26 protein-coding genes are annotated in these 26008 nt (G+C 41.7%); 13 read left to right on the top strand and 13 right to left on the bottom strand.

Annotated features, from left to right (window positions below; genetic code table 11):
* The first annotated feature begins 162 nt into the window (after positions 1-162).
* Both FZC41_RS13060 and FZC41_RS13065 read left to right on the top strand, forming a co-directional pair.
* Positions 163-831: a GTP pyrophosphokinase gene (locus tag FZC41_RS13060; protein WP_148567856.1), complete on the top strand. Its 669-nt coding sequence runs from the start codon at positions 163-165 to the stop codon at positions 829-831.
* 125 nt (positions 832-956) lie between these two features.
* Positions 957-1553 carry an LOG family protein gene (locus tag FZC41_RS13065; protein WP_148567857.1) on the top strand — a complete coding sequence of 199 codons (597 nt, stop codon included), beginning with the start codon at positions 957-959 and terminating at the stop codon, positions 1551-1553.
* Between the two features lie 232 nt (positions 1554-1785).
* Here FZC41_RS13065 and metK read toward each other — a convergent pair whose 3' ends face one another.
* A complete protein-coding gene (gene metK / locus FZC41_RS13070; RefSeq protein WP_170253988.1) occupies positions 1786-2973 on the bottom strand; it encodes a methionine adenosyltransferase in 1188 nt (395 codons plus the stop codon).
* Between the two features lie 370 nt (positions 2974-3343).
* Between metK and FZC41_RS13075 the strand changes: the two genes are divergently transcribed.
* The gene (locus tag FZC41_RS13075; RefSeq protein WP_148567859.1) at positions 3344-3829 is read left to right on the top strand and encodes a hypothetical protein; all 486 of its coding nucleotides are present in this window, start codon (positions 3344-3346) and stop codon (positions 3827-3829) included.
* A 19-nt stretch (positions 3830-3848) separates the two neighbouring features.
* On the opposite strand, the gene FZC41_RS13080 is transcribed toward FZC41_RS13075, so the two are convergent.
* Positions 3849-4130 (bottom strand): DUF503 domain-containing protein, encoded by a 282-nt coding sequence (locus FZC41_RS13080; RefSeq protein WP_148567860.1) that lies wholly within the window; start codon positions 4128-4130, stop codon positions 3849-3851.
* A gap of 272 nt (positions 4131-4402) precedes the next feature.
* Here FZC41_RS13080 and FZC41_RS13085 point away from each other — a divergent pair, with 272 nt between their 5' ends.
* Positions 4403-5695, top strand: coding sequence for a hemolysin family protein (locus FZC41_RS13085; protein ID WP_148567862.1), 1293 nt, complete (start codon positions 4403-4405; stop codon positions 5693-5695).
* A gap of 216 nt (positions 5696-5911) precedes the next feature.
* On the opposite strand, the gene FZC41_RS13090 is transcribed toward FZC41_RS13085, so the two are convergent.
* The 3 genes from FZC41_RS13090 to FZC41_RS13100 are packed head-to-tail and all read right to left on the bottom strand — an operon-like array spanning position 5912 to position 8240.
* On the bottom strand, positions 5912-6676 hold the full coding sequence (locus FZC41_RS13090; protein WP_148567863.1) for an acyl-CoA dehydratase activase: 765 nt from the start codon (positions 6674-6676) through the stop codon (positions 5912-5914).
* Between the two features lie 30 nt (positions 6677-6706).
* Positions 6707-6964: a putative Se/S carrier protein gene (locus tag FZC41_RS13095; protein ID WP_148567864.1), complete on the bottom strand. Its 258-nt coding sequence runs from the start codon at positions 6962-6964 to the stop codon at positions 6707-6709.
* Position 6965: 1 nt separating this feature from the next.
* A complete protein-coding gene (locus tag FZC41_RS13100; RefSeq protein WP_148567865.1) occupies positions 6966-8240 on the bottom strand; it encodes a double-cubane-cluster-containing anaerobic reductase in 1275 nt (424 codons plus the stop codon).
* A gap of 346 nt (positions 8241-8586) precedes the next feature.
* On the opposite strand from FZC41_RS13100, the gene FZC41_RS13105 reads away from it, so the two are divergent.
* Entirely contained in the window at positions 8587-9606 is a 1020-nt protein-coding gene (locus tag FZC41_RS13105; RefSeq protein WP_148567867.1) for a spermine/spermidine synthase domain-containing protein, read from the top strand.
* A gap of 31 nt (positions 9607-9637) precedes the next feature.
* Here FZC41_RS13105 and FZC41_RS13110 read toward each other — a convergent pair whose 3' ends face one another.
* From FZC41_RS13110 to FZC41_RS13130, 6 genes are all read right to left on the bottom strand, one after another.
* The gene (locus FZC41_RS13110; protein WP_148567869.1) at positions 9638-12367 is read right to left on the bottom strand and encodes an FtsX-like permease family protein; all 2730 of its coding nucleotides are present in this window, start codon (positions 12365-12367) and stop codon (positions 9638-9640) included.
* Positions 12368-13069 (bottom strand): ABC transporter ATP-binding protein, encoded by a 702-nt coding sequence (locus FZC41_RS13115; RefSeq protein ID WP_148567870.1) that lies wholly within the window; start codon positions 13067-13069, stop codon positions 12368-12370.
* Positions 13070-13219: 150 nt separating this feature from the next.
* The gene (locus tag FZC41_RS13120) at positions 13220-13828 is read right to left on the bottom strand and encodes a TetR/AcrR family transcriptional regulator (protein ID WP_148567871.1); all 609 of its coding nucleotides are present in this window, start codon (positions 13826-13828) and stop codon (positions 13220-13222) included.
* 255 nt (positions 13829-14083) lie between these two features.
* Complete coding sequence (locus FZC41_RS13125) at positions 14084-14314, bottom strand: hypothetical protein (RefSeq protein ID WP_148567872.1); 231 nt, start codon at positions 14312-14314, stop codon at positions 14084-14086.
* 40 nt (positions 14315-14354) lie between these two features.
* Positions 14355-14504, bottom strand: a complete 150-nt coding sequence (locus FZC41_RS17350) for a hypothetical protein (RefSeq protein ID WP_170253989.1) — start codon at positions 14502-14504, stop codon at positions 14355-14357.
* Between the two features lie 30 nt (positions 14505-14534).
* On the bottom strand, positions 14535-15374 hold the full coding sequence (locus FZC41_RS13130; protein ID WP_148567873.1) for a nitroreductase family protein: 840 nt from the start codon (positions 15372-15374) through the stop codon (positions 14535-14537).
* A 418-nt stretch (positions 15375-15792) separates the two neighbouring features.
* On the opposite strand from FZC41_RS13130, the gene FZC41_RS13135 reads away from it, so the two are divergent.
* From FZC41_RS13135 to FZC41_RS13150, 4 genes are read left to right on the top strand one after another with little or no spacing between them, the layout of a single operon-like run.
* Positions 15793-16122 carry a PadR family transcriptional regulator gene (locus FZC41_RS13135; protein ID WP_148567874.1) on the top strand — a complete coding sequence of 110 codons (330 nt, stop codon included), beginning with the start codon at positions 15793-15795 and terminating at the stop codon, positions 16120-16122.
* A 15-nt stretch (positions 16123-16137) separates the two neighbouring features.
* Complete coding sequence (locus tag FZC41_RS13140) at positions 16138-17004, top strand: pentapeptide repeat-containing protein (RefSeq protein WP_148567875.1); 867 nt, start codon at positions 16138-16140, stop codon at positions 17002-17004.
* A 13-nt stretch (positions 17005-17017) separates the two neighbouring features.
* Entirely contained in the window at positions 17018-17779 is a 762-nt protein-coding gene (locus tag FZC41_RS13145; RefSeq protein WP_148567877.1) for an ABC transporter ATP-binding protein, read from the top strand.
* A complete protein-coding gene (locus FZC41_RS13150; protein WP_148567878.1) occupies positions 17780-18547 on the top strand; it encodes an ABC transporter permease in 768 nt (255 codons plus the stop codon).
* Between the two features lie 74 nt (positions 18548-18621).
* Here FZC41_RS13150 and FZC41_RS13155 read toward each other — a convergent pair whose 3' ends face one another.
* Complete coding sequence (locus FZC41_RS13155; protein ID WP_148567880.1) at positions 18622-19479, bottom strand: AraC family transcriptional regulator; 858 nt, start codon at positions 19477-19479, stop codon at positions 18622-18624.
* A gap of 186 nt (positions 19480-19665) precedes the next feature.
* On the bottom strand, positions 19666-21141 hold the full coding sequence (locus FZC41_RS13160) for a protein adenylyltransferase SelO (protein ID WP_420797226.1): 1476 nt from the start codon (positions 21139-21141) through the stop codon (positions 19666-19668).
* A gap of 426 nt (positions 21142-21567) precedes the next feature.
* Here FZC41_RS13160 and FZC41_RS13165 point away from each other — a divergent pair, with 426 nt between their 5' ends.
* From FZC41_RS13165 to FZC41_RS13180, 4 genes are all read left to right on the top strand, one after another.
* Positions 21568-22236 carry a response regulator transcription factor gene (locus FZC41_RS13165; RefSeq protein WP_243136722.1) on the top strand — a complete coding sequence of 223 codons (669 nt, stop codon included), beginning with the start codon at positions 21568-21570 and terminating at the stop codon, positions 22234-22236.
* Positions 22226-23050, top strand: coding sequence for a sensor histidine kinase (locus FZC41_RS13170; RefSeq protein ID WP_148567881.1), 825 nt, complete (start codon positions 22226-22228; stop codon positions 23048-23050). Before FZC41_RS13165 ends, FZC41_RS13170 begins: the two co-directional genes overlap by 11 nt.
* Positions 23051-23141: 91 nt before the next feature.
* Positions 23142-23825, top strand: coding sequence for an ABC transporter ATP-binding protein (locus tag FZC41_RS13175; protein ID WP_148567882.1), 684 nt, complete (start codon positions 23142-23144; stop codon positions 23823-23825).
* Positions 23822-25819, top strand: coding sequence for an ABC transporter permease (locus FZC41_RS13180; RefSeq protein WP_148567884.1), 1998 nt, complete (start codon positions 23822-23824; stop codon positions 25817-25819). Before FZC41_RS13175 ends, FZC41_RS13180 begins: the two co-directional genes overlap by 4 nt.
* Positions 25820-26008: the final 189 nt, after the last annotated feature.

The raw sequence follows: 26008 nt of genomic DNA on the forward strand, positions 1-26008 counted from the left end.
AATAATTTGTGATTATACAAACGCCATATTCATAACAATTTTAGGTTACTAGTTAATGCTTTTTACCGATAACAAGGCTTTTATCTTTTAATACCCTGATCAAAAATAATAATCAGCGAAAGGCACTTTTCATGATTAATGATGAATAAGTGATATGGAATCATGCAAATCAATTCAAAAGATATATCTTATCCCGACAATCTGGAAATTAATGAAAATTTAGAAGAATTTGTTCTTCAACAGCAAATTTATCGAGCGGCCATCAAAGAAATAAAAACCAAACTTGAGATACTGGATGAAGAATTTCAAGTCAAATATGATCATAATCCAATTCATCATATGGAATACCGATTAAAAGCTCCAAAAAGTATTGCCGAAAAAATGAAAAAAAAGGGATTGGAACTCAATGCCGACTCAATTAGAAAAAATTTAACGGATATCGCCGGAGTTCGCGTTATCTGCAATTATTTAGACGATATTAATCGCATTACCAATTTACTGCTCCGTCAGGATGACATCAGTCTTGTTCGCAAACGTGATTATATTTCAAATCCTAAGGAAAATGGCTATCGCAGCCTCCACCTCATTGTTCTCGTTCCGGTGTTTTTAGCGGAAAAGACGGAATCTGTCCCTGTGGAAATTCAAATTCGAACCATTGCCATGGATTTCTGGGCCAGTCTTGAACATCAACTTAAGTATAAATCTCATAGCGAAATATCCGAAGCATTACGGGAACGTCTTAAATCTTGCGCTGAATCCATTACTCATCTTGATATGGAAATGCAGACAATTTATAAAGAGATAAAATCAGAAATATGTCTATTTGAATGATACCTTGTCAAATGACCCTATATTTGTTATACTATAATATTCTATTAGTCATTACTTTAATTTTTCTATTGCTATTGATACAGAAGAATTAATTGAAATTTATATTACCTCAGGAGGTTATACTAATGAAAAGAATATGTGTATATTCAGGATCAAATCTGGGTGTCCGACCAGAATATAAAGAAATTACCAATCAACTGGGTGATGTGCTTGTCCAAAATAATATTGAATTAGTCTATGGTGGATCAAACGTTGGTTTAATGGGTGAAATCGCCAATGAAATCATGAAAAAGGGCGGTCGGGTTACTGGGGTTATACCCAGGGATCTTTTCCCTAACGAGGTTATTAACAATCAACTTACCAGATTGATTAAAGTTAAAAACATGCATGAAAGAAAACAGACAATGGCTGATCTATCAGATGGTTTTATCGCCATTCCCGGGGGCGTTGGCACCTTCGAAGAGCTTTTTGAAGTTCTTAGTTGGGCACAGCTTGGCATTCACAAAAAACCGGTTGGCATTCTGAATATATCAAATTTTTTTGACCCTTTTATTGCCTTGATTCAAGAAATTGTTAAAGAAGGCTTTATGAATGCATCAAATACCAAACTTCTTTTAGTTTCAACTGAACCCCATGAACTGATTAAAAAAATGGCAATCTATACCCCGCCGACTTTAGGCAATAAATGGCGGCAGCTAGATCCGGTCTTATCAAAACTGTAAAAAGAACACTTTTTTTGTAATAAAGAATTAAAAACTTTGAATATACTTCTGTTCATATCACACTTTTTGTTATGAAAACTAATCGCACTAAGATGAGTTAGTCGATCCTTTTATCTCGTCCTAGTGCTGTTCTTTCTTAGCCCGCCATGCTTTTTGCAAATGACAGTCGATACGCTTTGTTTTCCGATATCATGCAAACAAAACGCTTCTGACCCTCTTAATCTTTTGATCCTCATTTTCTTTCAGCCATTTTTCTTAATACCGCTGCTTTATCCGTCTTTTCCCAAGGCAGAGCCAAATCTGATCTCCCGAAATGTCCGTAACAGGCCAACTGAAAATAAATCGGTCTTCTTAAATCAAAATCCCTAATAATAGCTGCCGGCCTTAAATCAAAATTTATTTTGACCAGTTCTTCAATTTTATCCTCTTCTATTTTCGCCGTTCCAAAAGTATCAACCATAATGGATACCGGATGAGCGACTCCAATCGCATAGGCGAGCTGCACTTCGCACTTGTCGGCCAACCCTGCCGCCACGATGTTTTTCGCCACATATCTTGCCGCATAAGTTCCAGACCGATCCACCTTAGTTGGATCCTTGCCTGAAAAAGAACCCCCGCCATGCCTGCTGTATCCCCCATACGTATCAACGCTTATTTTTTTGCCGACCCAACCGGAATCCCCCTCGGGTCCTCCAACAACAAATCTACCGGTTGAATTTACATAGAATTTTGTCTTCTCATCCAATAGTTTTTCCGGTATGACTGCCTTAATAACTTTTTCGATCATATCCTTCCTGATTTGTTCATGGACAACCCACTCATCATGCTGGCACGCGATGACCACCGCTTCAATCCGCCTGACCTGATTTCCTAAATACTCTACCGTGACCTGAGTTTTTCCATCGGGTCTCAGATAGGGAACCACTCCCGATTTGCGCACCGCTGTCACTTTCTTCGCCAGCTTATGTGCCAGCGTAATTGGCATAGGCATCAATTCCGGAGTCTCATTGCAGGCAAATCCGAACATCAGCCCTTGATCACCAGCCCCAAGCAGGTCTAATTCATCTCGGGAACCGGCCTTATACTCCAATGATTCATTCACGCCGGCAGCAATATCCAAAGACTGCTTATCAATTCCGCTGAGAACTGAACAGCACCTCCCATCCATGCCAAAGTCGGTATCTGTGTAACCAATATCCTGGATGATATTTCTGGCAATTGCAGAAATATCAACTGTGGCAGATGTGGTTATTTGTCCATAAATCGTAACCAGCCCGGTACTAACTGAAACATCACAAGCCACACGGCTCAAAGGATCTTTTTCCAAAATTGCATCCAGGATGCCGTCCGCTATTTGATCACAGAGTTTGTCCGGATGTCCTTCCAAAACTGATTCTGAAGTAAAAAGCCACTTTTTCATAGTGATCGCCTCTCTAACCTTTTTAATTGTTTGTAAAAACTTCTATCTAGCTAATTGCTGATTGATTAATCTCAATGATTACTCATCCGAGCACCTTATTAAGTTTGACATTCCTCAACCTCTTCCTGTTATAATCATACTGTTAGCCACTTATGCATAATAACAGCCTTGTTCCCTATACCTGACCGCAATACTAAGCTTCATAAACTTCTTAATAAAAGATCGAAAAGCCAAAAGTCATTCGAACAATGGTTTAAGTTAAGTTGAAATTTTAAAATCATTGTTGACAACTTAGTTGACAATATTGAAAAAATATAATACAGTAGTTACTAAATAGAAAACCTATCAAATAGATGATTAGAGGAAAAAAATGGAAGATGATTATTTAAGTATTAAAGAATTTTCAGTTCGCGCAGATGTAACACCCCAAGCAATTTACAAACGTTTAAACAACGATCTGACAGCTTACACTAAAGTTGTCAACGGAAAAAAGATGATTAACATCAGTGCTTTAACATTATTTACCGCCAAGCCAGTTGACAACCTTGTGCAACCGGCCGATCAACCAGTTTGTGAAGTGGACAACCAGCTGTTGACAACTATAAACAACGTCGTTGAAACATTAAACAAGCAATTATTGGTTTTAACCAATCAATTAATAGAAAAAGATAAACAGATTTCTGAAAAGGACCGGCAAATGGCAGAGTTAAATGAACATTTACGTCAATCTAATACTATGAATGTCAATCAGCAAATTCTTCTGGGACGGCAGCAGGAAAAGCCGAGGATAGAGGAAATTAATCAAAATCAAGAGCCTGAAAAGCAAAGTTTCTGGAGCCATTTCAAAAGAAAATAGCGGCATTTCTGGTCTCTTCTTATCTCAGTTCTCTTTCAATATCTATTATTTCTCCTGCTGTATTCCTCTCAATGAAATTCAGCACATGATCAATCATGCTGTCAGCAACGTCGACCTCGTTAACAATACATGCGAGTCCCAAGACGACGCGTTGATGGATGTTCTGATCCTCAACCTCTGCTATGGATACATTGAATTTATTCCTTACCTTAGCACAGATACTCTTTACGATCATGCGTTTCTCTTTTAATGAATGCACCCATGGGGCATAGATCGTGATTTTGGCTGTTCCAACAATCATAAGCTCATCTCCTTAATCCTGCATTCTTCTATAACCATATTATGTTCTTACCCTTTTTGAAATTCAACACGCAGCATGATGCTAAAAACCAAACATTTTCTCAAGTAGCCGGCACCCGCAATTGTTGATCCGTTTGATTCCTAAGCGAATTGTTTATCTCGCGCTGCAATATTTTTTTGAAACAAAATAAAACTATGATATAATAGCAGTTATTATTTCGTTGACTATTAATTTTTGAAAGTTACCAAATTTAGGAGGTAAACTAATATCATATGGGTAATTTAATAAATATAATCATCGTACTTTTACTTGTATCCATGAACGCATTTTTCGTTGCCACCGAATTTTCGATGGTAAAAGTCAGAAAATCCAGACTGGAAACCTTAGTAGCGGATGGAAATAGAAGTGCAAAATACGCTTTAAAAGTTGTCAGAGATCTAAACTCATACTTATCTGCCTGCCAGCTGGGAATAACTTTAGCCTCTCTGGGCTTAGGTTGGGTAGGCGAACCGGCTGTTGCAAATATGCTGGAACCGCTGTTTGAATTAATGAACATGCCGGAAAATTTGGTCCATTCGGTTTCATTTATCATCGGTTTTTCGCTTATAACAACCTTTCATATCGTCCTTGGTGAATTATGCCCTAAGTCCGTGTCGATTTTATTTGCCGAAAGAATCGCAATCTTTACAGGCCTGCCGCTCATCCTTTTTTATAAAGCAACCTATCCGATCATGTGGGCTTTTAATCACAGCACCAACTTGATTTTAAAAGTATTTGGAGTCTCACAAGTTGATGAAGCTGATGAAGCGCATACTGATGAAGAGATAAAACTACTGGTTGAAGATAGTTATAAACATGGTTTAATCGATAAAACCGAATTGGCTCTTGTTGATAATATCTTTGATTTTACTGAAACCACCGTAAAAGACATTATGATCCCACGTACCGATATGGCCTGTCTTTATATTGAAGATTCTTTTGAAAAGATTGTCGCCTTTACCTTGAACAACCCCTTTACTCGGTATCCCATCTGCAAAGCCAGCAAAGATAATATTATCGGTTTTATTCATATCAAAGATTTATATAAGCAGCAGGTTGAGGGTACCCATAATATCGAAAATGCTATCCGTGACGTTAACTTTGTTCCTGAATCGATGTCTATCAGCGAATTATTAAAATTATTCAAAAAACAAAAGTCCCAGATCGCCATCATTATTGATGAATACGGCGGAACCTTTGGTCTGGTAACTGTTGAAGATATTTTAGAAGAAATTGTCGGAGAAATGCAGGATGAATTTGATATCGGCGTTGATGAAATTGTTAAAAATGAAGATGGCAGCTATATTGTAAATGGCAAAGTTCTTATTGCAGACATAACCGACCTGTTGGGTATCGATAATGCCGTTGAAAATATTGATACCATTGGCGGATGGCTATATTCCCAGCTAGAATCATATCCCAAAGTTAATGACACATTCATTTATGAAAATTATGAATTTACCATATTGAATTGCAGCAAAAAAAGGATCAGTACCGTGCGGATTAAAAAAACTCCTGCGAAATAATTGACAATTGAAGCACCTGCAAAAAAAGTTAGTTTTATTCAAGAGATATTCTATAACTTTTATAAGTCTAAAGAATTGTTTGCACGATGCTGTCATTTTCTATGCTACTATTTATTTAATACTCATTCCGATTTTGATGAATGAAAGCATCATGACTCCATTAACTGTTGTCATGATGCTTCCCCAGATTATCCGGCCAGAAAAGCCCGGCATTATTCACTCAGAAAACCGCTCCCGGGCAATTAAAGCTGCCCCAATAGCACCTGCGTATCTTCCCAGTTCCATTGGAACAACTTCTGTTTTCAATTTTAGCGACATCAGTTCCGCAAAATAGTTGCAATGACTAATCCCTCCGGTTAAAATCACCGGCTTCGACAGCCTGCATTTAAAACCTAGGGCAGCTACTTTTTTCGCCACAGAATCCACCACTCCCGCAGCAATATCCGCTTTCGCTCTTCCTTCTCCCATAAAATTAATGACTTCCGACTCTGCAAATACCGTACAAAGTGAACTAATCGAAATGGCATTTCCTTTTTGTGCCAGCTCAAACAGTTCATCAATGGTAAGTCCCAGCCGATTTGCCATAATCTCGATGAACTTTCCAGTACCTGCTGAGCATTTATCATTCATCAGGAAATCCGATACCGCCCCCTGCTCCACCGTAATCACTTTCGTATCCTGTCCTCCTACATCAACGATGCTGCAGTCTTGACCATAAAGATGCAAGCCGCCTTTTGCATGGCAGGTTATTTCTGTTACAACGGCATCTGCATAGGCGACTGAAATGCGACCATACCCGGTGGCTATGGTATGGACTTCTTCGGAAGTGACATCAATCCCCTTTTCCAATAACATTTTCTGAATGGCGCTTGCGGTTTCCTTGCTGTTCCATCCAGTCGGGATCGAAAAATAGTTGAAATTATTTTTCAAAACTGCGATTTTAGATGCGGTGGATCCAATATCAATTCCAATATAATCCATGCCATACTCCTGTTTCTAATTTTTAAATTTCTAGCAGAATTTATGTCGATTGCTGTCAAAGCTCTGCTCTATATGAACGATATCCAAAATATCCATCTGGTATTCTGCAATGTATTTACGTATTACTTCTTGATCTTCTGCCAAAAACATTAACGATATCCCGCAGGAAGTGCTTGCACTGCGAGGTGTTGGGGCAATAACAGTACGGATGTTTTTTTCTTTTAACCCCTGGTATAAAGCCATCCCACTGGTATGATTTCGAAATAATATATAATGCTGTGTTGCCATCTTATTTTGACAGCATCTCGACAAATGCACCAATTCTGGTACTCAATTGCTGTGCATCACTGTCTGTATAATCTGTTTCAATGCCTAAAATCGGAATACCGGCTTCTTTCAGAGCTCGTTCAACTTTGTATCCTTCTGTATCATAAAGCTCACAGAACTTCAGATTAACATCAATAACGCCATCTGCTTTGTATTCTTTGGCAAGACGAATAATATCATCAATTCGCTTATCGTTTGGAGTGAAGCAGGCACAATTGATATTCATATAACGTTCCGCCAAAGCTTCCGCTTGACCATCGATTGTTGTTGCCGTCTCATCAACCGGGTGTTCAAAATAGCGAATTCCTGTACACATTTCTTCCCCAACAACTGCCGCCCCGGAGGTTTCAATAATATGATGCAGTTTCCAGTTTGGAATTGCCAATGGTGTACCGGTCAACAGAATTCTCTTTGTCCCTTTAGGGAATACACTGACGCCATCTTTTACCCGCTGGTCTAATTCATCACATAACTTATTAACCTTCTCTGTGAAACGGGTGGGATCATCATAAAAAGCAATCTGGGAAATCACTAGGACATCTTTTCCACTGATTGGAATATTCTCATTTTTTCGCAAATCATATAATCTTGCCAATGCTGTCCGTTTGGCATTAATTAATCGAATGCTGTCTGCCAGAGATTCTTCCGTTACTTTATTGCCGGTAAAATCTTCGACAACTTTTATGAAATCCTTAATCTCTTCAGCCCATGCTAAAATATCTTTCCGACGTTTCATTTGCGGTAGATTCATGACATACATCGGCACATCTTCACCTAAAATCTCATAGGCTTTTTTCTTGCCATCGCAGGTGGTTTCACCGACAAACATATCTGCGATTCGGAAGAATGGACATGTTCGATCTAATCTTGCCCCAACGGAAGCTTTAATTAATGGACAGGTGTTGACTGGCAATACTTTTTCGCCCCCCGGCACCCAAAACTGTGAGCCCCCGCAAAGACCTGTCGCAATCGCTCCGGCTGCAAAGACAACTTCATCCGGCACATAAAGACAGAATGTACCAAATACTTTTCCGCCTTTTTTCTGATGTTCGATTAGTTCCACCGGGCGGACTCCATGAATCTCAGCTACGACAAAATTGAAATAGTCCATCGCCTCTGGACGGTTTTTCTGTGTTAAATACACATCACCAAATGCCTGAGGAAGTACCTCGCACAATTGATTGTGCATTTCTACATCCATTCCCAGATCTTGCCACATTTTTAAATAGTCTGCCATTACAAATTTCTCCTTCAATTTTTTTATTTTATAAAACTTGATTCGTTTTAACTAAATATCATGTTTTTTTCGCTGTTAAATAAATATAATTAATAAGATTTTACCTTTTTTATTAGTTTTTTGCAACCATATTTATATTTAAGCAATAATTTACAATAATTCTGATGCTTAAGCTCTATAAAAAAGCAGCTCATTTATTTGTCGCATTTTCCTTCTTTAAAAACACGCAAATCATATTAATAATCGATCATTTTCTGTGAAAAATAGCACTTACAAAAGACATGGAAAATATGGTATTATAACACTAACAACACTTATGACAATTTATAACGATTCGAGGAAATAAATGATTCAATTTGATAAAAACAGAGAACTGGAAATGGCAATAAATAACCTTATCTGCTCCATGGTTGATATGGATGACTACGTCACTGCTATTCTAAACTATACCGAAAAGGTTCTGACTCCCCAGAAGGAAAAAGAACTGATCAAAATATTGAAAAAATATAACGTTCCTCATGACAGTTTGAAATACGACTTGAAACGCCTGACTGAGAACCCCTATTTCAGCGACATCAAACTTGACAACGTGGCTACTGAGACTGTGAAGTATCAAACTATCGCCATCAAGAAAAGAACTTTAATGAGCATGAATTTCCATCAGCCTTTGGGAAAATACCTGTTTCACCAACATCCCATCGGATACTTTGAAAAAGATGTTGAACTACCCGTCCTGACGGAAAACGGAAACGTATGGATGTCTCCAGCCATTAGCGAAACAGAAAGCATGCAAACCGGAATTGAAAAAGGGTTCGGAAAATGTCTTACCATGGGACTTGGAATCGGATTCCTCCCCTATCTCTGGCTCCAGAAAGATAACGTCGAAGGTGTAACGATCGTTGAACTCAACCAGGATGTCATCGATTTATTCGAAAAGTACATCCGACCACAGTTTAAAACCGATAAAAAGCTTGAGATCATCCATGGTGATGCTTTCGACTATTATAATGAGAAGTTTCTGAACCAGTTCGACTATGTATATCTGGATTTCTGGGAATCCAGCGGTGACGGTTTGGGATTTTACACACGACTGATGCAAATAAAACGCGACTTTCCTCATGTCGATTTCTGGATCGAGGACTCGATGCTTTACGATGTGAAATACATTGTCGCCCCCTATCTTTACGCCGTCTATGTCGGTGATAGCATAACTGAATTCATCGCCTCAATGACTGGCGATTTGAAGGAACTTGCCAAGAAGGTAAACCGATACTTCAAGGCAAGAAACGATGTGATCAAAACGGAAGATGAATTGCTGGGTATCATCCACGACAGGGATGTTTTGAGGGCAATCCTTGCCCAATAAAATGCATTGATTTCGTTTTATGACAATACTTTCATTCTCTATTTTTAAGCACTTCCGCCGGTTTCATTTTCTGCAGTCTTCCCGTTAAAATCCGATTTATTCCCAGATAGCAAAGCATCACTCCGGCATAGATCGCGATATACATTTTCCATGAAAAAGAAAAATCCATGCCACATGCTACATTTGCGATTAAATAGGGATACATTAAATCCATTGCTTTTTTGGCAAGTGGGATGCAGAGTGCCGCTGATACGGCGACCATAATAAAATTGCCATCCAAATATAGTTTCTGTATTTCATTTTGCCTGAATCCAAATATCTTCATCAGTGATATATTAAACGCTGAGCGATCCACCATGACCTTCATCATTAAATACATGACGACTACGAATATAATCACGGAAACACTGATAAGGCTTATCACCATTGGCTTCATCTGATTAATGAATACTTCAGAGTTCTTAACGATATCATTTTTAGTTGTGGTTGCATATAATTTTCCTGAATCAATATTTAAATCTTTGTCGGAAAAAACGACATTGTAATAATCCTCTTTCTGATTAAACAGTTGTCGCATATCATCTATATCCATAAAGACATATAAGCCAACGGAGTATGGCACGATGCGATCAATTGTAAAAGCATAATCAATATTTTTTACGTCATCAGTGAGAACCAACTTTTCTCCCACTGCAAGATGGTATTTTGTTGCCACCGATTGTGATATGGTAACATTATTCTTTCCTTTCGCCACATTAAAAGCAAAGTATTTATTATCTTGATCCATTCCCAGAAGGGTAACGTTAAGATCATATCCGTACGCTTCCTTTTTCAAACTTTCGGCATAGCTGGCTTCTCCCCCTTCCGGCACTTCTTTTGTGGGATACTTGTAAGAATACATATATTCATAGGTTGTATCCGCCTTACTATTGCTGCTCATATTGTTGCAGAGCACATAGCAATCAACTCCCATCATCAAAATCAATAAAGCAATAAACATTCCAAATACTACGGTAAAACTGGTTCTGATTTCACGAAGAAACTGCCTGATTTGGAAACGTTGTATAAATTTTATATTTCCCAAATTCACATTACTGATCTTATTCTGTTTCTGCTCATTACGAATCATTTTAAGTGCTGGTTGCGATAATTTTTTATTAATTACCAAGTAGTTCACAATGATTGCAACAAGTGATGGCATCACAATGCCGTATAGCAGCAAATAGACCGGGTATACGGTGTTAAGAACCGGCAGTGAATAATAACTTGTCGTGTCAACGGATTGAACACCAACGCCCATCGGGCTAAATCCAATGATCATTCCAATCATTCCGGCAAAAAAGGTAATCATGACAGGTAGTGTCAGATAATGTTTCATCAGCTGTTTACTGGTCGCTCCAAGCGCATATAAAGTTCCAATAATGGTGCTGTCCTTTTCTATTCCATGGATAACGAAAACGGATATTACATATGTAAATAAAACCATTATAATCACTCCGGCTACCATTCCGGCATATTTATTAATCATCACATCATTGACGGATGCTCCAATTCTGGGATTATTCCCTTTTTCCACAAACTGCGTCAGATTATCAATGTCTACCGTAAAATATTCATTCATTAATTTTTCTGTTTTGTTCTTTAATTCACTTACTCCATCTGCCAGCTCTTTTGAACTGTTTGCTGCATCTTCTTCCGCATTCGTGTATGTTTCTATTCCTTCTTTAAAATCTTTCAGACTGTTCAGTTCTTTTAATGCTGTTTTCGTTTGAAGAGCCGTACTGGAATTACTACTCCCATCGATTATGTTATTCAGAATCGCTTGATAATTATCTTCGGTCAATTCTGTTCCCAATCCATAAGCCGAAAGCGTCTTTGAAGTTTCCTGCAAATACTGTTTGAAAATCGCTGAAGCACCGTTTTTTAGCTCTTCATTGTTGCTTTCCAGTTCAATCAATCCACTGCTGAGTTCATTCGTTCCGTCTGACAGTTCGCTTATTGCCTGTTGTGTTTCTGTTTTAGATTTTTCCAGTTCATCCAGCATTTCCAAAAAATATGTATCTGTCACTTTGCTTCTGTCAATTTTAAGCTTACCCAAAATGTCTTTGAGTTCATCCGCAGTCATGATCCCATTTAGACGATAACTATACACACATTCTTCTGATTTTGATGCGTTTCCATTTTCTTTCAATTGATCATATTGTGCCACACTGACAAATCCAGTTCCAAAGCCGGCACTCTCCACCGATGAGTCGGTCATCTTTTTTAAGGCCGCATCATAATCCGGTGACGAACCTATTCCCGTAACCCTGAATAACTTTCCGCCTATTTCAATTTCACTTCCTACCGAAAAATCATTTTTTTGAGCGTAGTGCTTTTCCAGCACAATTTCGTCCTTATCAACAGCCAGACTTCCTTCATCCAGTTCAATGCGATTTATTTGATCTCTGTTTTTATAGATTCGGACTGTTGATCCATTCGCCAATGCATAATCCAGATAGAATTCTTTTTCTAAAGAAATTCCTTTGTTCTGCAATTGTTCAATTGTATTTTTCTCCAAAGGAATAAAAACAGTAAATTCTCCATCTTCAACCTGATTTCTGTCTGCCGCTTCATTAACGTTGACAACCACCGTATCCGCCGCCCCGACCAGGCTTATGATTAAATACATTCCGACAGTAATGAGTAAAAACAAAGCAAAATAGCGAAAGAAATTTACCTTTAGATCTCGAAAAATTCGTTTATTTAACACCCTCTGCATTTATAAGTCCTCCAGATCTGCCGCCGAAACTAAAACTTCGTTGGCATAATCTCTGGTTATTTGCCCGTCTTTAATTTTTATGACGCGATGCACCATCTCCTTTATCGCTGCATTATGGGTAACAATCAGCATGGTGGTTCGATATTTTTTATTAATCTCTTCAAGCAACATTAAAATATCTTTTGATGTCTTAGAATCAAGTGCTCCCGTTGGTTCGTCACACAGAAGCAATTTCGGATTTTTAATCAGCGCTCTTGCAATCGCACATCGCTGCTGCTGCCCTCCTGAAAGTTGTGATGGGAATTTATGCTGATGCTCTTTCAGTCCTAACGTCCCAAGAAGATCGTCCATATCAAGGGGATCTGCAGTCAGATATTCACATACTTGAATATTTTCCTTAACGGTAAGGTTGGGCACCAAATTATAAAACTGAAAGATAAAGCCAAGGTTATCTCTTCGATAATCCGAAAGATCTTTCTGTTTTAGGCCGAAGATTTCTTTTCCAGCCACTTTTATCGAACCCGAATCTAATTCATCAAGTCCGCCGATGACATTTAAAAAGGTCGATTTTCCCGAACCGCTTGGTCCATATATCACACACATCTGTCCCTTTTCCAGACCCGTTGTAATACCTTTCAATACCTCCATGTAGCTCCCGTTTTCGCCATAACTTTTTTTCATATCCTTAACTTCTAAATACATCTGTTCCTCTCATTCTTCAGCAACTTCACTTTTGTTATTGCTGAATTTTCGCCGTTGACATAACATCGTTATGTCAACGGTATTTTTTTAGCTATATGACCTCTATTCTATTTCATGTCATATAGCTAGTAAATTTTTCACGCCTGATCATTAATATATTCCAAACCATCCATTAATTAAAAACTTAACAATTGTATGGATATGTTTTAATGCTTCTTCCTTTGAAATATCATGGGTAATCAGCTGGACAAAGGAAAGAATTTGAAGATGCGAAATCCAATGAATTGTATAATCATCAATTTTCTCAGTCTGACAACGCTCGGACATTTCATCAGCCAATACCCGGTAATGTGCTTCTGATATCTCTACAAATCGATCCGTACAATTTTCGTATCGCGAGCCCGCCGACTTAGTCAATAACAGCACAAATTCATCATGATGTTCAAACATATAGTTTAATGCCATTACCGCAGCTTCTGAGTCTTCTCTATAATCATGATTCTTGGTTGCCGCCGTTTTTATTTCTTTTATTTCTACTTCATAATGAGTTTTCATAAACTCATATATTTTTTTTAAAGGTTCATCAACTAAAGATCCAAATAAGTCTTCCTTATCCTTAAAGAAAAAATAAAGCGCGCCTGTTGTTACATTGGCCTTCCTGCATATATTTCTAAGTGACGCTGCCGCATAGCCCTTTTCCATGAATTCTTCTTTTGCTGTTTGTTGAAGTTTTTCTCTGGTCTGTGTTTCCTGCTTCATTCAGAACCGCCTTTCATAAAATGCGCCCGCGTTAGATAACACTGTTATGTTATCATTCCACCCCTCTTTTGTCAACGAAATTAATTTTTCTTTGTACCATTTATGATAATATCCTATTCTTCTACCTTCATTTTCTCGAAAATATAAAAAAACGAAAGCAATACCAGTATTTGGCATGCTTCCGTTTTTTACTTTGAAATAATTTGACTTCAATCTGTCATTTTTGAATTAATTACAAGAGTAACTGCACTTATATCATTTTGGATATTTTAGCTCAATCCATAACTTAGCGTATGTATCATTTAATGTCACAATATATTTATTATGCTCGCAATTCTCGATGATTCCATTTCTGGAGCAAAATTGAATTACGCCAAACGCCATATTTCTTACTTGAGTTAAATTTTCAATATCAGCAGAGACACTCATCTGCACATACAAATCGACTAAATAATTTTCAAGAATGGCTTTATTAATTTCCATCATCCTCATTCAAACAAGCAGTAGGTCGCTATCCTTATTTTATTTATATTAAAGCACGAATTGCAACCTGATGCAACTTATATTTAAATGCTTCATTATATGCAATCGGATTATCAATATCCGTAAGCTGACCCGCATCTTCGATCAAATACTCCAGCAGATGTTTGTTCAATGCTGAAATATTCACGCTCATACACCTTTTACCTTTCTAACGATTATGCAGCTAGTTCATAACCCACGAAAATAGATAATTCACCTGATCTGTCGCTTGAATTCCGGTATCTGCCAATTTTTCAAATTTTCCCGGAAAATCCCTTTCCATTGCCGCCAGATGAAAATGGCAGGCACCGATTCCAACATCCGTCCGCTGAATGTCAATCCCAAGCTTGCTCTCTTTGGTGGGACGGACTTCATAAAAATGATAAGCATTCTGATTCTTAACAATCCGCCATGGCTGTTTATTCACCGCAGACGGAGCCAGACGCAGCATCTCCAATGGAAAAGCATAGTCTCCCGCCGCAGTCGGCGTCAGGGGATGAGCAAAATCATCGGCATAAAAGATCTCATTCCATTCGCGACGGTGATCGGATTTTGCCACCCACCGTGCCACGAATTCCAGCATCCTCTTTTTGCCTGCAGGATAACCGATCGGAGAAATAACCGGAAAAAGGTCGCCCGTCTTCAGCTTCATCGCCGCAGAAAATCCGCTGCGGTCAAAGGTTCCTCCCAGCCAGCAGGTTCCCAACCCCAGCGAGGTGCAATATAAAACCAACTGTTCAAAGGAATAACCCAGCGCCTCAAGCCCCAGTTCACCCGGGGCCACGGACACACCGACATAATTGGTGGCTCCTTTGATTACACCATAGGTTCCCAACTTTTCGCCGTTAGCCGACGACGTGTTCTCAAGCAGGTGAAAGTTAACATCTATTGAAAACGGATTGGTCAAACCGGCAATATAAGTGCTAATTTTATCCTGATCCTCTGCCATCAGTGGGCAATTTTGATAGGTTCGCACACTTTGACGGGCTTTCACTGTTTCTTCAATCGAAAAATCCATTTTCATCTACATATCCTCCTCTGGTCAAGCCAGCGTTTTATAAAGATTAATTTCACCAGGTTTTTCCATATAGCTTTCAAATGACGCTATGATTTGATCTTGCTGTGCCAGTCCCTCCGCGGTTGTACACACAATTACACATTATCACGTCTTCGTTTCCTTGTCAATTCTAGCATGAACTACTTTTTTATTGTATAAGCCCAAATATCATCAACCTATTGACAACTAGATTCTAAAAAATACCATCAAGATATTATTCAATCAAAAGACGGTGGAGATGGGGGCATCCGGGACCAGTGAAAAAGTCATCATATAAGGCCGAAACGTCAATATCATTTTATATTATAAATATAGTGTTAAAATCAGCGCACTACCTTGACAGGCATAGTAGTATGTCGTATAATGCAAATATGGAGGTGATCATATGAGTGATAACAAAATCACATCCGACCTGCTGCGCGGCCATACCGATACGATGATCTTACGGCTTTTATCTGAAGCTGACCGCTATGGCTACGAGATTGTCAAACTGATCGCCGAGCGCTCAAGTGGTGAGTATGAATTAAAAGAAGCCACAATGTACTCAAGCGTTCGGCGGCTCGAGGCGGATGGTGACATCGAATGGTATTGGGGCGATGAATCCCAGGGCGGACGGCGTAAGTATTTTAGGATTACCAAAAAAGGTAAAGCTACTTACACCCAAAACAAAAGCAATTGGGAGTACGCAAAGCGTGTGCTTGCTAATTTATTGTAAAGGAGATTGGATATTATGAACGAGAAATTAACAAACTATTTAAACGGCGTTTTTGCCCCATATGATGGAGTAAAAAGCGTCACCGAACTAAAGGCTGACCTACTCTCCGATTTACAGGAGCGGTTTTGTGAACTCAAAGCTGAGGGCAAGGACGATGAAACAGCCTTTGCGATGACACTTGATAGTATCGGCGATATTGAACAGACTGTTCTAGAAGTTGCCAACCTCTCCCGCTCACTGGAGCAGCAGGTGCTGACAAACTTCAGTGCCAGTAACCTGCCAAAAAGCGACTTTGCAGGCGTTACCGCACATAAAGCAAAATTTGAAACAAGCGCACTGCGGGGCTCCGATTTTGCGGGTGCAGACTTGACCGGCAGCTCCTTTAAGTCCAGCGATCTGCGCGAAGCCAATTTTGACGGTGCAAATCTGACCGACTGCAACTTTACCACGCTTGATCTGGCGGGTGCGAGCTTTAACAAAACCATTCTTGTCCGTACCAACTTCAGCGCGTCGGGGCTGATTGGAGCAAAATTCATCGGTGTAAAACTGACTGATGTCAAACTGACTAAGACCGACCTGAGAAAGACGATCTTTGAAAACTGTATCTTCAACGGCGTAGATTTCGGAGAATCCGACCTGCGAGGGTTATGTCTTGACGGGCAAACCTTTATCGGTGTCAATTTTGACAAATCTACAATGAACAACGTTTCGTTTAAGTCCGCGACACTCAAAAATGTGTCTTTCCGTTGGGCGTATATCTTATCCAAAAAATATTTTCGTGCCACTAAAGGCATTTGCTTCGACGGCGCAATGATGGATAAGCTAACCTATGCCGCACTCAAAGGCATGTCGGCTGATTTGTCAAAGGTTACTATTATCTAAGGAGGCAAAGCATATGCAAAACAATTCAATTCAAGTGAAAGGACTGCAAAAGTCCTACAATCAGCTTCATGTCCTGAATAGCGTCGATTTCGAGGTGGAACAGGGCAGTATTTTCGCCCTGCTCGGTTCCAATGGCGCGGGCAAAACGACGATTGTCAAAATCCTTACCACGCTGCTTAAACAAGATGGCGGAACCGCCACCGTAAACGGCTTCGATATCACATCAAAGCCCGACAATGTGCGGCAGTCGATCAGTCTGACCGGGCAATTTGCCGCTGTGGATGAGATTTTGACCGGAGAAGAAAATCTGATCATGATTGCTAAGTTAAGACACCTCAAAAATCCGCATCAGGTTACCGACAATTTGATAAAACGCTTCGGCTTAACAGACGCCGCAAACCGCAGGGTAGCTACTTATTCGGGTGGTATGCATCGCAAGCTCGACCTCGCCATGAGTCTGGTGGGAAAACCCCAACTCATTTTCCTTGATGAGCCGACCACCGGGCTTGACCCCGAGGCGCGTCTTGAGGTATGGAAGATTGTCAAGGAGCTTGCCGATAGTGGCACGACGGTATTCCTGACCACCCAGTATTTAGATGAGGCTGAACAGCTTGCCGATCAAATTGCCATTCTGCATGAAGGTCGGATTATCGCCAGCGGCACTCTCGCCGAGCTGAAAAAGCTGCTCCCCCCGACAAAGGTGGAGTATGTTGAGAAGCAACCGACATTAGAGGAGATATTCCTTGCTATTATTGGTACGAAGGAGGCAAAGTAAATGGAAGCTACAAAGAAACACTTTTTTAGCGATATGAACGTTATGTTGGGACGTTCCATGCGCCATATTTTTCGCAGCATGGACACCATCATCACGGTCACCATCATGCCGATTGGTTTTATGCTGCTGTTTGTCTATGTGTTCGGCGGTGCAATCCAAACCGGCACGGATAACTATGTGAATTACCTGCTGCCCGGTATCCTGCTGATAGCGATTGCCAGCGGGATATCCTACACTTCTTACCGCCTGTTTATCGATGTGCAAGGAGGAATATTCGAGCGTTTCCACTCCATGCCAATTGCACGTTCAACGGTACTGTGGGGACATGTGCTGTCCTCGCTGGTATCCAACGCTCTTTCGGTTGTTGTCATTATTGTCGCAGCACTGATGATGGGTTTTCGCTCATCAGCGGGGGTACTACCATGGCTTGCCGTGGCTAGTATACTCATGCTATTTACGCTGGCCTTATCTTGGGTCGCAGTGATTGCCGGATTGTCCGCAAAATCGGTGGATGGCGCCGGCGCTTTTGCCTATCCGATTGTCTTCCTGCCGTTTATCAGCTCAGCCTTTGTGCCAACCGAATCGATGCCGCCGATCGTTCGCGCCTTTGCCGAAAACCAGCCGGTAACCGCTATCGTGGAAGCCATCCGTGCGCTACTGTCAGGTCAACCGGTAGGTAATGATATATGGATCGCTCTTGCATGGTGCATCGGGATTACGATCGTGGCCTACATCTTTGCGATGAGAGCGTATAAAAAGCGGGTATAATGAAGGGACATCTCGTTTGTCATGTAAAAAGTCAGAAGACCCTGCTTTCTTCACGATAGCAGGGTCTTGATTCGTTATTTTCTTTTTACCGGAATCCATATCTCCGCATAATAATTTTCATCCTGTGTTCCCTTGGGATATTTATCGGGGGCATCATACATTTCCACACAGTAACCGGCGGCAAATTCATACTCCCTTAATGCGGGAAGCCATTCCGAAAATATTTTCTCATTCACATTTTGAAGCGACATTGGCATTGCTCCTTGACAGGGAAAAACCGCCCAGGTGAACGCCGGAATTGTTTTGGTTATAAAACCTTCGGGAATATCCATCGCCGGATTATAAACATCGGCGATCAAATACTCAAATTTTTTATTTCCCATTTCCTCGTCGATGTTAATTCCAAACATTCCGCAAACAGTCTGGCCTTTCCCCGACGCATAATGCTCCTGCCAGAAAGCGGGAATTTCCTGTTTGGCATTCTCGTAAGAAAATTCTTTTGCTGAACCAATAATGGTAAAACTGTCCTTTTTCGTAATTCTGTAATCCATAAGATAACCACCTTTCAACGCTATTGTTAATTTCAGCGGTGCAAAGGACTTAAGCATTGTTCCTTCTTTTCGCACCTGAGAAGGTGTGATGCCATGAAAGCGAGTAAAAGCTTTGGTAAAACTATCCGGTGAATCATATCCGTACATCATTGCAATATCAATGATTTTAGCATCACTATTCGTTAATTCGACGCCGGCCAGAGCCAGCCTACGATTGCGGATATATTCCATAATCGAGTAGCCACATAACATGCTAAATCCTTTTTGGAAATAGAAGGTCGAGATACAAACATGTTTCGCAACATCATCCACCGTAATATCTTCGGTCATGTTGCTTTCTATATAATCGACCGCTTCACCAATGGCTTTCATCCATTCCATGCCAATCACCTCCTGCTGTAATGACAGTATATCCTTTGGCAGTTACCTCTTCCCGATAATGCCTGCTTTGTTTTGTCTGATTTTACATTGATGTAGGTAACTGTTGACTTCAACGCCTTTCTATTATGACAAGATGAGATTTTATGATCCACACTTCATTTTTGTTTTAACTAGCTCTATTTAAAATCATGTCCCACAATAGGTTTTATAGGGACTATTCGAAGGTTCTGGTGGTGTCATATATTGCTGATTAAACGAATTGTAATCGTATGGTGCTTGCAGGACTTCTAATAACCGCTGAAAAGGCTTAAAATCATCCTGATCGACAGCTGCTTGCAAGGCTTTTTCAACCTGATGATTTCTTGGGATGACCACCGGATTTGCTTGTTTCATTAACTTCTTAATACCTTGATCTGTTTGATTCTGTCTTTTCAAACGGGCTTTCCATCGTTCTAGCCAATCTTTAAAAGCATCACTTTCATATAATTCCGACGACGGGGTTCGGTCTAGCGTTAAATCAACAAAGGTATTGGTATAATCGGCCTGATACTGCTTCATCAATCCCAATAAATCGGCGATCAGTAACTCGTCTTGCTGCTCTTCATTGGTAATACCCAGTTTTAATCGCATGCCCTGGAGCCACTTCTCCAGATATAATGAAGGAAAATTTCGCAGTGATGCTTCAACTAGTTTAAGTGCTTGTTCCTGGTTTTCATCGATTAACGGAATCAGGGTTTCGGCCAAGCGGGCCAAATTCCATAAGCCAATATTGGGTTGATTCCGATAGGCATACCGTCCCTGCAGATCTATGGAACTAAATACCGTGTTCGGATCATAGTGATCCATAAATGCACAGGGACCATAATCGATGGTTTCGCCACTGATGAACACATTATCGGTATTCATGACGCCATGAATAAAGCCGACCAACTGCCATTTGGCAATGAGAGAAGCTTGCGCTTTGATGACTTCGTCTAATAAACCAAGATAAACATTTTGTTCCGACTGAAGCAAGGGGAAATGCCGTTTAATGGCATAATCAGCCAGGGCTTTGACATCAGCATTGGTCCCCCACTGAGCTGCATATTCAAAGGTGCCGACCCGAATATGACTGGCTGCCACGCGCGTTAAAATCGCCCCTTTGAGAGTTTTTTCGCGATACACCGGATCGCCCGTTGACACGACCGTTAAACTGCGGGAAGTCGGAATGCCCAGATAATGCATCGCTTCACTGATCAGATATTCCCGCAGCATCGGCCCCAGCGCGGCTTTACCATCGCCACTGCGTGAATAAGGCGTTTTCCCTGATCCTTTGAGTTGGATATCAAAGCGCTCCCCAGCTGGTGTGATCTGTTCACCAATCAGCATTGCCCGGCCATCACCGAGCATGGTGAAATAGCCAAATTGATGACCGGCATACGCCTGAGCGATCGGTTTAGCTTTGGCTGGTAAAGCCTGACCGGCTAAGATATTGATCCCGTCCTGCCCCATCAGTGCTTCAGCATCCAAACCAAGATCTTTTGCTAAAAGCTGATTCAAAATAACCAGTTTCGGATCGCTGACAGTCTCTAATTTAAGCGGGATATAGAATAATCCCGGCAATTTTGCGTAACTATTTTCCAAATTCCAACCGCTGTCATTTTTTTCCATCGTTATAACCATTCCTTTCGTTTCACTCAAGGCCCCAAGCGCCCTGAAACGTCATGCTAATTCTGATTTCGCCTCGTGTTGTTTTTTTCAGTCTACCACATTTGTGATGGCATGACAAACGAAACAGCTTATGTCGTACCCATGACATAGCAACAACCTACAGGCAATGCCCGGCAATTTGAAGAACAGGCATAGCCGCATTAAACAACCAATTTCAGACCTAAACACTGCCAAAAAATGATACTGTCATACCCATAGCAACGGTTCTATTTCAAATTTTGGCAGTGTATTTGCATTCATGAAAACAGAAAGATCGCTTAAACATTGTGCTATATCATCATTCTCGAGTATGATATACTTTCATTACTACAGTATAATTTTTCAGCGTGTCCTCATCTCCTAGCGGTATGAGGTAACAAGCAGAAAGGCAGAAAGAAGGTGATTCCGATACAACGAATTTTATTGGTTGAAGACGATCTGATGATTGCATCGGGGCTGGTTTATGCTTTGGCACAGGAGCAGTATGCGCCGTTCCACTGTAAGGATATTAATACCGCCTGCCGCGCGATTGAAACAGAGCGATTTGATTTAGCGATACTGGATCTGCAATTGCCGGACGGGACAGGCTTCGAGATTAGTCAAAAGCTAAAAAACACCAATACGGCAATTATTTTCCTGACCATTGTGGACGACGAAAACAAAATTGTGCAGGCCTTTGAAAACGGAGCTGCGGATTATATCACAAAACCTTTTCGGCTGCGTGAGCTGCTGGCCCGAGTGAAACGAACCCTCAATAGCAGCTCCGGGGCAAATCAATCGCAGTTGATGACCCTTGGAAAAGCAAACATTGACACCGCGGCTGGAAAAGTGTTTATCGGAACGGCGCCGGTCGAGTTGACTGCGCTGGAATATCGCTTGCTTTTGACCTTTGCGGCAAATAAGTCACAGCTTCTTACACGGACGCAAATTTTGGAAAGCATCTGGGACAACGGTGGTAATTTCGTGGAGGACAACACGCTAACTGTCTATATTAAGCGGCTGCGCCAAAAGCTGGGAGACGCCGTTTCCATCGAAACAGTCAGGGGGGGTGGGTATCGTGCTGATTAAAAAGCAGGAAATCACCGCATTATCGGATGATATTCGCAAAGCCATCGATGGAAAAGAAGTCGATTTTCGAGACAACCGAGAGGGCCTATGGAGTATCTTGAAAAACGATATCAGCACCCTTGTGCGCATCAACAATGAACAGCGGAACACGGCGCAGCGTGATCGCGATTTACTGGCGGACTATCTTGCCGATATTTCGCACCAGCTGAAAACACCCCTTACCTCGATGCTGATTATGGTAGATTTACTGGAAAATGCACCTGCCGACAAGCAGGAAGAATTTATCGCCAATATCAAAATTAGCCTCACCCGCATGGAATGGCTTGTTGCAACACTACTGAAAATGGCGCGGCTGGATTCCGGCGCAGTCGAATTTACGATAGCGGAAATTTCGGCAGGCGACCTGTTAAAGAAAGCCCAGCAGCCATTGGAAGTCTTGCTCGATGTGAAAAATCAAACAGTCGAACTGGCCAATGATACCGCGCTGTTTTGCGACCGCCGCTGGACCGCGGAAGCCCTGACAAACCTGCTGAAAAACGCCTCGGAATATTCGCCGGTAAACAGTAAGATCACCGTAAACAGCGGTATCAATCCCATTTACCGCTGGATTTCCGTGACGGACTGTGGCAAAGGAATCTCGAAACAAAAGTATCCCGACCTTTTTAAGCGGTTTGAATATTCCCAAAACGAGAACGGCTATGGCATCGGACTGCCGCTTGCGCTTTCCATTGTGCGCGGCCAAAACGGAGATATTGAAATTGACGGCGGCGGCAAAGAAACCGGCGCCACCTTCACCATAAAGTTTTTTAAGTGAATAGATTGTCATTTTAAAATGTCCCGTAGTCACGCGGCAGTCACTTTTGTCTGCTACAATGTGGATATGAAAATTACAGGAGGACAGAAAAATGGCAATATTAGAGATCAACGACCTTACAAAAACATACGGCAAGGGTGACACCAGCGTGACCGCCTTGGATCATGTAAGCTTCAGCATGAACAAGGGGGAATTTGTTGCAATCATAGGAGCATCCGGTTCGGGCAAATCCACGCTCATGAATTTGATCGGCGGAATTGACTATCCCACCTCCGGACGTGTGAAAATCGACGGCAACGAAATCTACAACCTGAATGAAAGCGAACTTGCGATCTTCCGGCGCCGAAACATCGGGATGATCTATCAGTTCTACAATCTGATCCCCACCCTGACGACAGCGGAAAACATTATGCTGCCGCGCCTGCTGGATCACCGCAAGCCGGATCCGGATAAGCTTTCTTTGATTCTCGAAACGATTGGCCTTTCGGAGCGCGCAACGCATCTGCCCAGCGAATTATCCGGGGGCCAGCAGCAGCGAGTGTCGGTGGGCAGAGCCCTGATTAACGACCCGGCTTTTATTCTTGCCGATGAGCCTACGGGCAATCTGGACAGCAAAGCAAGCCGCGAGATTATTGACCTTTTGAAGCTTGCGAACAAGCGCAGCAATCAGACGCTGCTGGTCATTACCCATGATGAAAAAATAGCCTTGCAGGCAGACCGAATCATCACCCTCGGTGACGGTCAAATTCTTTCGGACGAGGTGATGAAGGCATGAGAATCACGGCAAAGCTGGCATACAGCCAGCTGAAAATCAATCGTTCCCGCACCATCGGTGCCTTGATCGCCATCACCCTTGCCACCGCGCTGATTACCGCCGTATGCAGTTTTGTGGCCAGTGGCAATGCCATGCTGGTTAGTTTTTTAGGCGTTAATTATGGCGAATACGGCAACAGCTATGTGGCGCTGCTGTTTATTCCGGCAATTATTTTTGGCCTAATCATCCTTTCCTTGGCGATCATCGTGATCTCCAACGTTTTCCGTGTCAGCGCCGGTGAGCGCGTGACGCAGTTTGGCGTTTTGAAATGCGTCGGTGCCACCAAAAAACAAATTACAGACACCGTTATGTACGAAAGTATCCTGCTTTCTGCAATCGGCATTCCGTTGGGCATCCTTGCGGGGTTGCTCTTGACCTTTGTTGGAATCGGTGTTGCAAATCATTTCCTGGATGATCTGAACAGTTTGGTTCACATCATGATAAACGAGATTACGCTGTCGCTTTCGTTTGTAGTATCCTGGAAAGCCCTGCTGCTGTCGGCGGCGGTTTGCTTTTTGACAGTACTGCTTTCCGCATGGCTTCCGGCGCATAAAGCGGCGAAGGCTTCCGCCATTGATTGTATCCGCGGCACCGGTGAAGTAAAAATTGACCGCAAACAGGTGCGCACCAGTCCTTTGGTAGAACGGCTTTTTGGTATTGAGGGAACGCTGGCCGCCAAAAACATCAAGCGTAACCGCCGAAATTTTCGTTCGACAGTGATTGCGCTGGCCGCCGGTGTCATATTGTTTATCAGCCTCGGAGAACTGAGCGGTCAGGCAAACGCCATCCAAGCCTATATCCGGCTCGATATTGATCAAACCGTTTTGACAGAGTACACCTCTGCTTACGACAATCGTATCAACGAAGCGACCGGTAAGGAGGAAACTGTTTATATCCATCCCATCAGTAGTGAACTGGGAAACAACATTGCTCAAAAGCTGGAAGAATTCGACCACACAAAGATCTTCGGTATCGGAAACGATTTTGACACATATGAAACTGTTTTGCCAGAAGAACTTATTTCTGCACCGATGCAGAGCGTATTAGAAGCTTCTGACCAGCAGAACAAACCGGAACTTCCTGTAGAGATCATCGTTTTGGATGATACGCATTATGCCGCACTTTGTGAAAAGGCCGGTGCCCCTCTCGGCTCCACCATTTTGCTCAACCACTACAGCTATAACGACAACGGAACAAAGGTTGACCTGGTGCCGTTTTCGCCTAAAATGAAAGCCCTTACGCTTATGAAAGCGGATGGAAGTAGCTCTGAAATGTCGATACAGGGCGTCTTGACGCAGGCCGAAATGCCTAAGGAGCTTTTTTACCCCAACACGAATCCGGTTCGTTTGATTGTGCCGCAGGCCGAGGTTCGTGGCTACTCTTGGTATTCCGCCCCCTCGGATGTGCCGGGTTTTATCACGTACGCAAACGACGTGATGGCACAGACATTCCCCGAAAATACGGATGCCTCTTATATGGAGTCCGGCTTTAATACACGAGTCTATCAAGTGGACGACTACATGAAGGTCATGAACATCGCCATTGTTCTTGCCTCGATCTTTATGTACAGCTTTGTCGTGCTTCTCATGCTAATCGGGTTTACCAATGTGATCAGTACAATGTCCACCAATGTACGGATGCGCTCCCGTGAATTTGCCGTTTTACAGAGCGTGGGCATGACAACGGCAGGATTGAAGCAGATGCTGAACCTCGAGAGCGTTTTATGTTCGATGAAAGCGCTCATGTACGGCCTGCCCATTGGAATTATCGCGAGCATTTTTATAAATTTACCGATTCGATCAATGTTTCCCATTCCGTATACGTTGCCGTGGCTTGCCATCGTGCTGTGCGTGCTTTCAGTATTTCTGATCACCTGGAGCACTACCCGCTATGCCGCCCATAGGCTGCAAAAGCAGAATATCATTGAAACAATCCGGTCGGGAAGCGGGAAATAAATCATCGGACATACCTGATGGTGCCAGTATTTTGCATCCTAATTCCGGTTTCCCGAAAAACAATATGTCCCATAACCAGAACGAAAAATCCAATTTTCTTTACATTTCTCTCGCCACCCCTTATACTCAACATATGTCCATTTTACAGATATTTAAAAATCTTATCTGGATGTAATAGCACATTGATGA

Source organism: Acetobacterium paludosum (assembly GCF_008086595.1).
GTDB classification, from domain to species: Bacteria; Bacillota; Clostridia; order Eubacteriales; family Eubacteriaceae; genus Acetobacterium; species Acetobacterium paludosum.